The following is a 14,125-nucleotide window of genomic DNA, read 5'->3' as shown; positions in this document are numbered from 1 at the left end:
GCTCACGAGCCGCCGCCCCGGGACGAGAGCGCGTGGGAGAGGGCGGCGACGGCGCCCGACAGGACCGTCAGGGCGAGGGCGGGAGCGATCGCCGCGGCGGGGTTGAGCCCGAGACCTTGCAGGTTCTCGCGGAGCATGGCCGCCCAGTCGGGAGCGGGGGGCGGCGGTCCGAAGCCGAGGACGTTGAGCGCGGCGGTGAGCTGCACGGCCAGCACGAGGCGCTGCCCGAAGTCCGCGCCGACGAGCGCGGCGTGCGCGGGCAGCACCTCGCGCAGCAGTACGGCAGGTGCGCGCTCGCCACGGGACAGCGCCGCCTCGACGTATCCCGTGCGCCCGGCCCCCGCCGTCGCGTCGGCCACCACGCGCAGCGTCAGCGGCGTCCCGCCGAGCACGGTGCCGACGATCACCGCAGCGGGGCCGGGCACCGCCACCACCGCCAGCAGTGCCACCAGCAGCAGGGGAAGGGCCAGCAGCAGGTCGGCCGACGCGGCGACGGCACGGGCTGACCGGCCGCGGCTCCACCCCGTCCACAGCCCGCCCGCCACGCCGAGAAGCGTGGCCGTCCCCGCGGCGGCCAGCGAGATCAGCGTCAGGTCGCGACCGCCGGCCAGGACCCTGGCGAGCACGTCCCGGCCCAGCCCGTCGGCCCCGAGCGGCAGCCCGGGCGCGGGTCCCGCCCATGAGGTGGTGGCGGTCCTGACCGGGTCGCCGCCGGTCAGCGCCTCACCGCCGAGGGCGGCCAGGAGGACGGCACCGGTCGCGGCGGCCAGGATCAGCACGCCGGAGCGCCTCACGACCGTCATGAACCGGCCGCCTTCAGGCCGGTACGCGGATCGGCCGACGGCGCCACCAGGTCGGCGGCGAGCATCCCGGCCACCACCACGGCCGCAGCGAGCAGCGCGACGGCCTGAACCACGGGGACGTCCCGCGTCGCGACGGCCGTGACGAGCAGTTCGCCCAGCCCCGCCACGCCGAACATGGTCTCGGCCACAGCCGTACCCGCGACCAGCCCGCCCAGGACCACGGCGAGCAGGCGCGTGGCGGGCGCCGCCACCACCGGCAGCACGTACCTCAGCAGGACCGTGACCGGTCGCAGTCCACGGAGCTCGGCGTCGCGCACGTACGGCCGGGCCACCACGTCCGCGACCGCCCCGCGCAGCAGGACGGTGCCGTAGGCGGCGGTCGGCAGCGCGAGCGAGAGCACGGGCAGCGCCAGCAGGTCCGGCCGCTGCCACGGGGGCACTCCGGCCGGCAGCATCGACACCGGCGGGAACAGCCGCCATGCGGCCGACAGCGAGGCGACCAGCGCCGCCACCACGACCGCCTGGGGCAGCGCCGCGCCGGCCACCACCACGGCGTTCACCACGGGCCGCAACCGCCGGGGACCGCGCACGGCCGCCCAGGCCAGGGCCGCCATGAGCGGAACGCTGACCGCCAGCGCGGCCATGGCCAGAAAGAGCGTCACCGGGGCGCGCTGCGCGATCAGCTCCGCGACCGGCCGCCCGGTGATGAGGGAGACGCCCGGCTCGCCGGTCAGCATCCCGGACAGCCAGTCGAGGTATCGGACGTGCGGGGCGCGGTCCAGCCCGTGCTCCGCACGTAGCCGCGCGACGTCCTCGGGCGCGGCCCGCCCGCCGAGGACGTCGGCGGCGTCCCCGGGCAACGCCGCCGTGCACAGGAAGATCACTGCGGAGGCTGCGGCCAGCAGCAGCCCGCTCCTCACCAGGGCACGGGCCGGACGAGGCACCGCCGTGGCGCGGCCGCGCGGGAGCCGGCGCACCTCAGCCGTCCAGCCTCACCTGGTCGATGAAGGCAGCGGCGAAGCCGATCCCCTCGGGGATGCCGCTGAGCCCGGCCCTGGCCAGGTCGAGCCGGTCGCTGAGGGCCCAGACCGCGTACCCGCCATGGTCGCGGAGCCGCGCCTGCAGCTCGCCGAGACGAGAGCGCCGCTCGGCCTCGTCCGGCTCCGCCAGGGCCCGGTCCAGGTCGGCGGACCAGGCCCGGTCCCGCCACGCGGTCTCGTTCGTGGGGGAACCGGCCGTGAGCGTCACCCTGACCACGTCCAGGAACGGGATGCCGCCCAGATAGCCGAGGTAGAAGGGCTTGCGCGCGTAGACGGCGGAGAAGTAGGTGTCCGGCGGCTCCAGCCGCACCTCGGCCCGGATCCCGATGTCGGCGAGCTGCTGCGAGATCAGCGTCGCGGCGGTGTCCATGCCCGGGTAGGCGGTGGTGCTGTGCAACGTGAGGTCGATGCCGCCCGCGAGCCCGGCCTCGGCCATCAGGGCCTTGGCGCGGGTGACGTCGCGCACCCGCTGGGGCAGGTCCGCCGGGCTCGACGGGTCCTTGGGGGTGATGAGGTCGTTGCCGAGCTCGCCGTAGCCGAGGAAGACGGTGTCGAGGAGTTGCTTGCGGTCCAGGGCCAGCCGTACGGCCTCCCGCACCCTCCGGTCGTCGAAGGGTTCGGCGTCCATCCGCATGACCAGCGGATACAGCGTCGCTCCCGGCCTGCGGACGACCCGGACCGCGCTGTTGTCCTCGTGCTGCCTCACCAGCGTGGCCGGGACCCCGCCGGCCAGGTCCACCTGGCCGGAGAGCAGCGCCTGGGCGCGGGCCTGCGGGTCGGGCACGGCGCGCACCTCGATGGCCTTGGCCGGCGGCTTGGGCCCCCACCAGTCGTCGTTCCGCTCGAACAGCACCGCTTGTGCACCGCCCTTGCCGGTCGGGCGGAACGGGCCCGACCCGGCGACCGGCTTGCCGAAGTCGTCGCTGCCCTCGGGGACGACGAAGGTGGCGCCTTCCAGGGCCTTGCCGACCTCCGCGTACGGCTTCCTGGTCACCAGCTCGAAGCCGGTGTCGTCGATCACCTTGGACCTGTCGAGGTCGAACATCGCCATGCGGCCGAAGTTCTCCGCCGCCTTCCTCCCCATCCGGCGCAGGGAGAAGAGCGCGTCGGCCGCCTTGACGGGGCGGCCGTCGGAGAACGTCGCGTCGTCGCGGATGGTGATCCGCCACCTGGTCAGGGACGCGTCGGGCTGCCAGGCGGTCGCGAGCCGCGGCCGGGTCGAGCCGTCGGCGCCCGGGAGCGTGAGGACGTCGTAGGTCAGGGCCATCCGCACCACGTCGCTCTCGCCCGGCAGCATGCCGTGCGGGTCCGTCACGGCGTTCGACGGGGATCCCGGCGCGGCGTAGCGGACGGTGCCGGACGCCGGGTCCGCGCCGGACGCCCGCGAGCCGGTCGTCACCGGCGCGGTGCCGGAGCAGCCCGCGAGAAGGGTGACCGCGAGGGTGACCGCCGCCGAGGGGCGGAACAGGAAGTGCATGGCAGCCTTTCTCAATGTCGCGCCAGCGCCCTGTCGAGCGCGGCGTTGATCAGCCGGGCCACGGCGGGCAGCACCGGGTGGTGGAGCATGCCGTAGTGGTGGGCGTCGACCCCGACGGCGTGGACAGGACCGGCCAGGTAGCGCCCCCAGCCGAGGTCGTCCCGGCCGGGCGGGGTGTCGTCGACGCCCATCCCGATGCCGGAGTTGCGCGGCGAAGGCCGGTCGGCGCGGATCAGCAACGTGGCCAGGTCCGGATCGGCCAGGGGCCGCGGGGTGTGGGCCGCGAGCGCCCGCAGGTGCCTGGCGAACACGGCCAGCCGCCCCGCCAGGTCCTCGCCCCGGCCCAGCAGCCGGTGCTCGCGCAGGCGGTCGGCGACCGCGGCCAGCCGCCGCTCCCCGGGGACGGCGGCCAGCGTGTCGCCGCTGTCCAGGTCGATGCCGAGATAGGCCTCCAGAGCGTGCAGGTGCCGTACCGCCACCTGCCACTCGACCTCGGCCGGGTCGTGGCCGGGCACCTCGCGGATCAGCGCCGGATCGTTGGAGTCGAGCATCACCAGCAGCTCGGCGGGCCGCCCCCCGGCGCGCAGCTGCCTGGCCATCTCCTGGGCCACGGCGCCGCCCATCGACCAGCCGCCGATCAGCCAGGGGCCCGGGCCGGGGCCGCCGGACGCGTCGATCGCCTTCAGGTACTGCTCGGCGATCCCCTCGACGGTCTCGGGGCCCGGCCCGGCCGCGCCCGACAGTTCCGGGTCGGCGAGTGCCACGACGTCCACGCGGGGGTCGATCAGCCTCGACAGCTCCGCGTAGCAGAGCACGTCGCCGCCTGACGGGTGGGCGAGGTACAGGGTGGGGCGGGTGGACGTGCCCGGCTCGGCGCGCAACGGCAGCACGATGTCGCGTGCCGGACCGTCCGGCGCGACTCCTCGGGAGGCCGGTACGGCCGGCGCCGCCCGGCCGGTGGAGCGGGCCGTGGAGCCGCGGGGGTCGGGCCGGGTCCAGGTGTCCGGTTCGGCGGCCAGCTGCCGGACCCGGGCCGCGTGCTCGGCGATCACGGCCTCCAGTTCGCCGGCCGGCAGGACGCCGTCCAGCGCGTCCCACTGCAGCCGCAGCTCGCCGTCATGTTCGAGGACCTGGTGGTCGAGCCAGGTCTGCGGCGTCTGCGACACCGCGTACACCTGCTCGCCGGCCCACTCCAGGTGGCCTCCCCCCTCCACCAGGTCGGCCAGCCCGAGCGCGCTGGTGAACACCACCGGTACCGGCCGCACCCGGCCCGTCCGGGCGGCCTGCTCGGCGAGCACGTCCAGGGCGGAGAACCCGCGGTGGTCCAGGTCGGCGAACATCCGAGCCTGGGTGGCGGCGGCCCGCCCGGCGAAGGTGGCCGCCTGCTCGGCGGGGACCTCGTGCAGCAGCAGGGAGGTGAAGTCGCCGACGACGCGGTTCACGTGCGGGTGGATGGGCGGGCGGTCGAAGAGGGTCAGCGTCACGCTGAACCCGGCCGACCCGGCCCAGCGGGCCAGCACGTCGGTGTAGACGGTGAGCAGCACCGCCGCCGGCGTGACCCGGTGTCGCGCGGCCGCCGCCCGCAGCGCGGCCCACTCGTCGCGGCCCAGCCGCACGGCCCGCCGGACGAACCGGGGCGGGGCTCCGGCGGGGTCGCCGACGGGCAGGTCGGGCGGGCCGGGGAGGGTGTCGAGCCGCTCCCGCCAGTAGTGCGCGGCGCGGTCGTCCTGCCGCCGCTCCAGCGCCGCCACGCAGCTCGCCGGGTGCAGGTCGAGCGGCGGCAGCACGGCGTCCGGGTCCCGGTAGAGGGCGCGCAGCTCCGACTCGATGATCCACCAGCTGGCCGCGTCGCAGATGAGCACGTCGACCCCGATGAACAGCCGCACCCCGCCTCCCGGCAGCCGGGCCGCCTGGATCTGCACCAGCGGCCACCGGTCGGGCGGCCCCGGCCTGGTCGACAGCCGCTCCCTCAGCAGCGCGAGCCGCTCCGCCCGGCGTTCCTCCGTCGTGGAGGTCAGGTCGTGCACCCGGACCCGGTAGCGCGGCAGGTTCGCCAGCACGCGGAACCGACCCTCGGGCGTGGCCACGGCGCGCAGCATGGAGTGCCGGGCGAGGACCTGGTTCCAGGCCCGCTCGTAGCGGTCGAGGTCGAGATCCGGGCAGTCGTACTCGAGGAAGAAGTGGCAGGGCAGGTCGCCCCAGCGATAGCCGCCGTCGCGCCCGATCCAGTAGGCGTGCTGCACCCGGGTCATCGCGAAGGTGCCGTCGGGGGCGACGGCGTCCTCGGGCGACGTGTTCTCGCCTGGTGTGTGCTCGCCCGGTGTGTTCTCGGACGGTTTGTTCTGGTCCGGTATGGATGCCCGGAGCCGCGCCGACTCGACCAGCTCGGCGACTCCCGCCACCGTGGGGGAACCCAGCAGGTCACGCATCCCCGGCTGGACACCGAACCGTTCGCGCAGCGCGGCCAGCATCCGCACGCCCAGCAGGGAATGGCCACCCAGTGCGAAGAAGTCGGCGCCGGGGTCGGTCACGGGGACGCCGAACAGGTCCGACCACAACCCGGCCACCGTCCGCTCGACAGGGTTCAGCCGTGCGGCCTCGCCGGCGGCCGTGACCTGCCGGGGCCGTCCGGCCGCGGCGATCCGCGGGTTGACGTCGGTCGCGGCGACCACGACAGCGGGAGGCAGGCCGCCTGAGGCGCGGGCGGCCAGCAGCCGGTCCAGCGCCCTGGTGCCGGTGGCGGCGTCCAGCGCGTCGGCGAGCACCACCGTCGCCTCGGTGTCGCCGGCGGCCACCCGCCATCCGTCCCAGATGGCACTGACCCAGCGGGTCGGGGAGGGGGCGGCGAGCGCCAGAGCGTCCATCGCGGCGTTGGCCGCCGCGTAGGGCCCCATGCCCACCCCGCCCAGGAGAGTCGTCACGGAGGACATGAGCAGCACCGTCGCGGGGCGGCGCTCCTCGGGCAGTCCTGCGATCGCCTCGCGGAGCGCCGTCGCGCCCGCGACCTTGGCGCGGGCGTGTTCGGCGACCTGTTCGGCGTCGAGCGCGCGCAGCGGGTCCAGCCGCGCGCCCGCGACCACGCCCGCCGCGTGCACGACGAGCTCGATCGGGCCGTCCGCGGCGAGCTCCTCAAGGAGAGCCGAGGTCGCTACGGCGTCGCCCGCGTCGCAGAGGCGGATCTCCACACCCGCCTCGGCGAGCGAGGTCACGCTGCGCGCCGCCGTGCGCGAGGTGACCACGACGCGGTGCCCGCGCCCCGCCAGGTGCCGCGCGAACAGCTGCCCCACCGCCCCCAGCCCACCGGTGATCAGTACCGTGCCGGTCCCCGGCGCCTGCGCTCCGCGGCCGGTCGGTGCCGTGCCGGGCGGCGCGGCGTGTCCGCCGGTGTCGCCCGGTTGCCACGGCGTCATCCGGCGCCGCCATCTGGTGGCGCCGCGCAGCGCCGTCTCGCTCCCGGCCTCCTCACCGGTGGCCAGCGCGCCGAGCTCGCGCAGCACGTCGCGCGCCTCGGCACGGGGGTCGCCCCGCGACCCCAGGTCCACCGTCGCCCAGCGCAGGCCCGGCTGTTCCTGACCGAGCACGCGGGGAAGCACCCGGACCGCCGCCATGACCGGGTCGGGCGGCGGGTCACCGCCCACCTGCTCGCCGTGTCGCGTCACCAGCATCAGGGCCGGCTGTCCTACCTGCCCGGCCGCCACGGCCGCGGCCTCGCCGAACCCGGTCACCGCGGCCGTGACGGCGTCGGCGACGCCCGCCGGGTCGCCGTCGCCCGTGACGTCGCGTGCCGATACGGCGTTCGCGTCCACCACGACGACCAACCCGGACAGGGGCTCCCCTGCCGGCGCGAGGTCATCCGCTCCCAGCGCGGCGCGGAGCGCGTCGGCCAAGCCGCCCGTCCCGATCACGGCCCAGCGGCCGTCCGGTGCGGCAACCGGCTCGGCGGGCAGGACCTGGTGCCAGCCGGGAAGCTGCAGGGGCTCGTCCGCGTCGACGTCCGCGCTCGCGCTCGGCTCGGACGACGCCGGAGGGTCGATCCACAGGCGTCGCCGCCGGAACGCGTACCCGGGCGCGTGCACCCGGCGCCTGCCTGCCGCCGACAGCGCGGCCAGGTCCACAGGCACGCCGTGCGCCCACAGCGCCCCGGCCGCCTCGAGGACGCCGGTGCGGCCGGGCTCGTCCGGTCCGAGCGTGGCCACGACGGACCGCAGGCCCGGCACGGCGTTCCTGCGGGCCAGGGCGGACAGGGTCGTCCCGGGGCCCACCTCGACGAGAACGGTCTCCCGCACGCCGGTGTCCTCCGGGGCGAGGGCTGTACGCAGGGCCTGGGCGAAGCGCACCGGGTCGCGAAGCTGGCGCCTCCAGTGCGCCGGTTGCGCCAGCTCCGCGCCGATCGAGGCTCCGGTGACCGTGCTGAACACCGGTACGGCGGGCGCGCCGCCGGTCAGGCCGGCCAGTGCCGCCTCCAGGCCGGGCAGCTCCGGCTCCATCAGAGGCGAATGCATCGCCGCGTCCACGCGCAAGGCCGTGCCCGCCACACGACGTTCGCGCAGCTCGTGCGCCAGGCGGTCGACGGCCGGCGCGGGGCCGGACACCACGCACGCGTCCGGCGCGTTCACCGCGGCGAGAGCGAGCTCCGGATGGCGCGACAGCAGCTCCCGCACCCGGTCCTCGCCGAGGGGCACGGCGAGCATCCCGCCGCCGCCGGCGGCGCGCGAGGCCGCCGCGCACCGGGCGGCGACCACCCTGGCGGCCTCCGGCAGGGGCAGCGCGCCGCTCACCACCGCGGCCGTGCACTCCCCAAGGCTGTGCCCGACCAGGGCGTCGGGCCGGACGCCCCATGACAGGAGCAGCCGCGCGACCCCGAGCGACACGGCGAAGAGCGCGGGCAGCCCGAACGCGACGTCGCGAAGCCGAGCCTCGGGGGTCGCCGGGTCCATGGCGTCGCGGATGTCCGCGCCGAGCAGCAGGCGCAGCAGGCCGGCGCACTCGTCGACGGCCGCGGCGAAGACCCGCTCGTCGCGGTAGAGGCCCGCCCCCATCCCCGGGTACGGGCTGCCCGCGCCCGGGAAGGCGAACACCACGCGTGGAGGTGCCGCGGCCGCTCTGACCGGTGTCGCCGAAGCCAGCCGCGCCGTGCCCACGCCCGCCATCCGAAAGGCCAGCTCGGAGCGCCCCACCGCCAGCGTGTAGGCCAGATCGGCCTCGTCCGGCGCCGGACCGTCCGGGTCGTCCGCCGCGTGGGGCCGTCCCGTGCCCGACGCGAGAGCGCGGGCCGTGGCGGTCGCCGCCTCCGGGGTGGCGGCCGAGACGACCAGCAGCTGGGGTCGCGGGTCGGGGAGGCTCGGCGACCGCCGGGGGGCCGGCCCGAGCACGGCGTGGCAGTTGGTCCCGCCGATGCCGAACGAGCTGACGCCGGCGAGCGGAGGCGTGTCCCAGTCCCGGGTCTTCGCGATCACCTCGAACGGTGAGCCGTCGAGGCCGAGCAGCGGGTTGAGCGGATGCGCGTGCAGCGTCGCAGGCAGCACCTGGTGGTGCAGGGCCAGCACGGCCTTGATGAACGAGGCGATCCCGGCGGCTGAGTTCGCGTGCCCGATGTTGCCCTTCACCGACCCCAGCCCGCACCACGCCGGGCCGGTGTCTCCGAACACGCGGCGCAGCGCGGACACCTCGATGGGGTCTCCCAGCGGCGTGGCCGTGCCGTGCGCCTCGACGAGGCCGATCTCGCGCGGCGACACACCGGCCACCGCCAGCGCCTCGGCCACCGCCCGGGCCTGGCCGCGGACGGACGGCGCGGTGAACCCCGCCTTGTCGGCGCCGTCGTTGTTCACCGCCGACCCGTGCAGGACGGCCAGCACGGGATCGCCGTCGGCCAGGGCGTCGGCCAGGCGGCGCAGCACGACCACGCCCACTCCCTGCGTGTAGACGATGCCGGTGCCGTCGGCACTGAACGGCCTCACCGTCCCGTCCGCGGAGTACACGCCGTCGGCGACGTGGACGTATCCCTGGCCCTGCGGGACGATCAGTGACACCCCGCCCGCCAGCGCGGTGTCGCACTCGCCGGACAGCAGCGACTGCGCGGCCAGGTGCACCGCGACCAGCGACGTCGAGCAGCTGGTCGCCACCGCGACGGCCGGGCCGTCGAGGTCGAGCCGGTAGGCGGTCTGCAGCGGAAGGTAGTCGGCCTGGGTGGCGATCGCGGTCTGCAGGCTGCCGAGCGGGTCCGGTCCGGCGCCTGTCGGATCCCATCGACCGGCGAGATTACCGGCCAGGTACGCGCTCTGCATCGCCCCGGCGAACACGCCCACCGAGCCCGCGCCCCGCCCGCCGCCGTGCCCGGCGTGCTCAAGCGCGTGCCAGGCGCATTCGAGGAACAACCGCTGCTGCGGGTCCAGGAGGGCGGCTTCCGCGTCGCCGAGCCCGAACGGTTCGGGGTCGAAGTCCGCCTGACCCTCGATGAGGCCGCCTGCCGGGACGAAACGCGGGTGCGCGCGCAGCCGCCTGGGCACCCCACGGGCGGCCAGTTCCCGGTCGGTGAACCTGGTCAGCCCTTCGCGGCCGTCACGAAGCAGCTCCCAGTAGGCGCCGGCGTCCGGCGCGCCGGGATACCGGCAGGCCAGGCCGACGACGGCGATCGTTCCCGGCTCGTCCGCCGGGACGGCCGGGAGCAAGGCGGCGGTGGCATCGGGCACGGCGCTCATCCGGCCAGCTCCGCGGCGCGCGCCCGGGCCGCTCGGCGCGCGGCGACGCGCCCGGCGGCGGGATCGGGTTCCGGTGCCTGGTGCCTGCCGGGCTCCGGTGGCGGACCGGACGGCGGCGAGGTCGCGGTGCCGGTCCCGTGGGCGGGGATGCCGGTGGACGCCTCCCTGCGGGAGGTGATGAAGGTCGCCAGTTCCCTGACGGTGGGCCGGGCGAACATGTCGACCACTGTCAGCCCTTCGTCGAGTTCGGCGCGCAGGGCGCGGTGCGCCAGCACGACGGTCAGCGACGACGCGCCCAGCTTGAAGAACGGCGTCGTGACGTCGACCGGTGTCTTGAGCAGTTCGCTGAACACCCTCGCCACGGCCCGCTCCACCTGCGGATCGGGTCCGGCCGCCGGCACGGCTCCCGCTGCGGGCACCGGGACGGCCGCCGGCACGGCTCCCGCTGCCGGGACCGGGGCGGCCGCCGTGCCGCGCACCGGTTCCTGGGCCGTGGGAGGGGACGACACGGGGGCATCGGTCACGAGCGACCCTGCGGCCGGCGGCGTCGGCGAGGGTGACGGTGTCTCCGTAGCGTCCGTTCCGCCCTCCACCACCAGCCGCATCACCCCGTCGGCTGACACGGTGAGGCTGAGACGCAGCCCGCGCGTCACCGCGGTGGTGAAGGTCTGCCCGCCCGGCGCGGCCTGGACGGTGCTGCGCTGCTCCGCCCCGGAGCCGTCGGTCACGGCCTCGGGCCTGTGGACGGCGCCCGTCACCCCCGCGGCGGGCGTGCCAGGAGCGACCGCCTGCGCGGGCCCGTCCGCCCGCTGGTACGGGTTGGCGAGCCGCCGATAGTCGATCTTGCCGTTGTCCGTGATCGGCAGGCTGTCCATGAGGACGAAGCGGTTGGGCACCATGAACGCCGGCAGGTGCGCCCGGAGCGCGTCGGCCAGCTCGTCGTCGGCCGGCGGGTCCGACGGCTCGGCGGGCACCACGTAGCAGACCAGCCTGGGCCGCTCATCGGGGCCGCGCACCGCGCGCGCCACCGCCTGCCGCACCGAGGGAAGCCGGTCCAGTGTGGCCTCGATCTCACCGAGCTCGATCCGGTGTCCACGGATCTTGACCTGCCGGTCCAGCCGGCCGAGGAACTCGATCGTCCCGTCGTACCGCCAGCGGCCCAGGTCACCGGTGCGGTAGAGGCGGCGGCGCAGGATCGGATGCGTGACGAAGCGCTCGGCCGTCTGCGCCGGGTCCCCGACGTAGCAGGTGGCCAGCCCGTCGCCGCCGATGTGCAGCTCGCCGGGCTCCCCGACCAGGCACGGCCTGCCGTCCTCGTCGAGGATGTGGAACGACTGGCCGCGCAGCGCCCTGCCGTACGGGATGCTCGCCCAGGAGGGGTCCACCTCGCCGACGGGGTGGCAGACGGACCAGATGGACGCCTCAGTCGCCCCGCCCAGGCTCACCACCTCGGCCTGCGGGGCCAGGGAGCGCAGCCGGTCGGGCAGGGTCACGGGGATCCAGTCCGCCGACAGGAACACCAGCCGCAGCGACGACAGCGCGCGGCGCACCGTGCCGGGCTCCAGCTCGGCGTACTCGACCAGCATCTCCAGCAGGGCGGGAGCGGTGTTCCACACGGTGACGCGGTGGCGGGCCATCAGCTCCAGCCAGTGACCCGGGTCGCGCTGGCGGCGGGCCTCGGGCAGCACCACCGCGCCGCCGGAACCGAGCACCGAGAAGATGTCGTAGACCGACAGGTCGAAGCTGAACGCCGACAGGGCGAGCACGCGGTCGTCGGAGCTGAGCGGGAACCGTTCGGCCAGGTCGTCCAAGGTGGTGCGGGCCGCGCGGTGCTCGATGGCCACGCCCTTGGGCTTCCCGGTCGAACCCGATGTGAAGATCACGTACGCGAGGTCGTCGGGGGCGGGACGCCGGAGCGCGGCTTCAGGCGGTGCGGGAAGGTCCGGCACCCCCGCGGCATCCAGCCGGTGGACGGTCACCTGCTCGGGCCACGGCCCGGCGTCCGCCTCCGCGGCCAGCAGCGCGTGGCGGATGGACGCCTGCGCGCACAGTGAGGCCACCCTGCTCGCGGGCCAGGACGGCTCGACGGGCACGTAGCCGGCGCCGCTCGCGAGCACTCCGAGCAGCGCCGTGACCTGCGCCGTGCCCTTGTCGGCGGCCACCGCCACCAGGTCGCCCGGCCCGAGGCCGAGCGCGGCGAGCGCCCGCCCGGTGCGCGCCACCCGATCGGCCAGCTCCGCCGCGGACACCTCGGAGGCCGGATCGAGCAGGGCGGGCGCGGCCGGATCGCGCTCGGCGGCGGCGCGCAACGGGTCGTCCAGCAGCGGCCCGGCCCCGTCGAACGCGCCGCCGGGCACGTCCTCGTCCCGTTGGAAGGACGGGTCCCAGCCGAGCGCGGGGTCGGTCCACAGCTCGGGTTCGGTGGCCAGCCGCCGGAGCAGGCGGACGTGCGCGGCCAGCATGCCGTCGACGAATCCGTCGGGGAGCGCGCCGTCCACCGCGTCCCAGGCGATGCGGAGCCTGCCGTCCTCGTCCCGGACGATGTGGTCGAGCAGCACCTGCGGCGTCTGGGAGACACCGAACACCTCGGTGCCGAGCCAGGCGGCGGGCGCCTCACCCGGACCGGCGAGCCCCACCCCGCTGGTGAACACCACGGTGTGGGTGGGCACGGGCAGCCCGGTGGCCTGGTCGGTCACCCGGGGGCGCTCTCCCGACTCGATCGCCGAGCGCAGCGCCTCCATGCCCGAGACCGCGCGGTGGTCGAGGTCGGCCCAGAACTGCCGGTTGACGGCCGCGGCGTACCCCGCGAAGCCGTACCAGCGTCCGGGGTCGGCGGCGGGAATCTCCACCAGGACGGTGCTCGTGAAGTCGCCGACGACGCTGTCCAACCCCGGGGTGTCGTCGCCGAGTGCGAGGTCATCGCGGTCGAACAGGGTGGTGTTCAGGCAGAAGGAGTCGCGGGCGCCCCACCGCTGGAGCACCAGGCCGAAGGCGGCCAGCAGCAGACCGGTCGGGCTCAATCCGTGCGCCGCGCCCTGCTTGCGGAGCCGGGTCCACTCCTCAGCGGACAGCTCGGCCGCGTGCCGGGTGAAGCGCGGTGTCCCCAGCTCGGCCGGGCCGCGGGTCCACGGCAGCGCGGGCCCGTCGGGCAGTCCGGGTGCGCGGCGCGCCCAGTAGGCGGCGTCCACCTCGCGCCGCCGCCGCTCGCCGGGGTCCTCCAGGCGGCGCCGTACGAGATCGGCGAAGCCCAGCGGCGGCGCCGGCAGCTGCAGTCCGGGGTCGGCCACGTACAGGCCCCACTCCCTCATCAGCCGCATCCAGCTCATGAGGTCGAGTGCCAGGACGTCCACGCCGACGAACAGCCGGATGCGGCCGTCGGGCAGCAACGCGGCACGCAGGTCGAACAGCGGCCAGCGGTCCGCCGGGCGCACCTGGTGCGAGCATGCGGCCCGCAGCGCGCGCAGGGCCTCCTCGACGGCTTCGGGCGTCAGGTCGCGCAGGTCGACGCGGGCGATGGCGTAGTCGGGCACGTCGTCCAGAACGCGCTGCCGGGCATCGGAGTCGACGATCATACGCATCATGGGGTGCCGCCGCACCAGCCGGTTCCAGGCACTCTCCAGCCGGTCGAGGTCGGCCTCGGCGGAGTCCTCGGGCACGCGGTCGTACTCGACGTAGTAGAAGGTGGCCACCCCGCCCAGGGGGAAGACCGGATCCCGGCCGACCAGGTAGGCGGCCTGGATGGGAGTGAGCGGGAAGGGCTCCTCCCCGGCGCCGCCCGGCTCCTCCGGCACGGCCCCGGCCGCGACCGTGCGCGCGGTGGCCGTTCCGAGGAAGGCGGTCAGCGGGAGGTCGAGGTCGGTCTCCTCGCGCAGCCGCCGCCGCAGGCGGACGGCGGTGAACGACTCCAGGCCGAGAGCGGTGAGCGGAACGTCGGGGTCCAGGTCCTGCGGCCGGAGTTCCAGCACGTCGGCCAGGCATGCGAGCACTTCTTCGACGGTGGCGGAACCCAAGGGAGACCCCTTCCACGGAACAGCTTCTTGGAAACGGTTTTCATTCCTACACGGCGCCGCAACCCTTGTCCAGATCTTGAAAATGATTACCGTTGTT

At 75.7% G+C, this 14,125-nt stretch carries 5 protein-coding genes; all 5 read right to left on the bottom strand.

What is annotated here, in order from left to right:
• Window positions 1-2: 2 nt before the first annotated feature.
• The 5 genes from CXR44_RS36185 to CXR44_RS36165 are packed head-to-tail and all read right to left on the bottom strand — an operon-like array spanning window position 3 to window position 14,028.
• A complete protein-coding gene (locus tag CXR44_RS36185) occupies window positions 3-803 on the bottom strand; it encodes an ABC transporter permease subunit (RefSeq protein ID WP_101790638.1) in 801 nt (266 codons plus the stop codon).
• Window positions 800-1,723, bottom strand: coding sequence for an ABC transporter permease (locus CXR44_RS36180; RefSeq protein ID WP_245899860.1), 924 nt, complete (start codon window positions 1,721-1,723; stop codon window positions 800-802). Before CXR44_RS36180 ends, CXR44_RS36185 begins: the two co-directional genes overlap by 4 nt.
• A gap of 58 nt (window positions 1,724-1,781) precedes the next feature.
• A complete protein-coding gene (locus tag CXR44_RS36175; RefSeq protein WP_101790637.1) occupies window positions 1,782-3,320 on the bottom strand; it encodes an ABC transporter substrate-binding protein in 1,539 nt (512 codons plus the stop codon).
• Between the two features lie 11 nt (window positions 3,321-3,331).
• Entirely contained in the window at window positions 3,332-10,018 is a 6,687-nt protein-coding gene (locus CXR44_RS36170) for a type I polyketide synthase (protein ID WP_101790636.1), read from the bottom strand.
• The gene (locus CXR44_RS36165) at window positions 10,015-14,028 is read right to left on the bottom strand and encodes a non-ribosomal peptide synthetase (RefSeq protein WP_101790635.1); all 4,014 of its coding nucleotides are present in this window, start codon (window positions 14,026-14,028) and stop codon (window positions 10,015-10,017) included. Before CXR44_RS36165 ends, CXR44_RS36170 begins: the two co-directional genes overlap by 4 nt.
• Window positions 14,029-14,125 lie beyond the last annotated feature (97 nt).

Source organism: Nonomuraea indica (assembly GCF_002850745.1).
GTDB lineage: Bacteria > Actinomycetota > Actinomycetes > Streptosporangiales > Streptosporangiaceae > Nonomuraea > Nonomuraea indica.
This window is presented reverse-complemented; position numbering and strand designations above follow the sequence as displayed.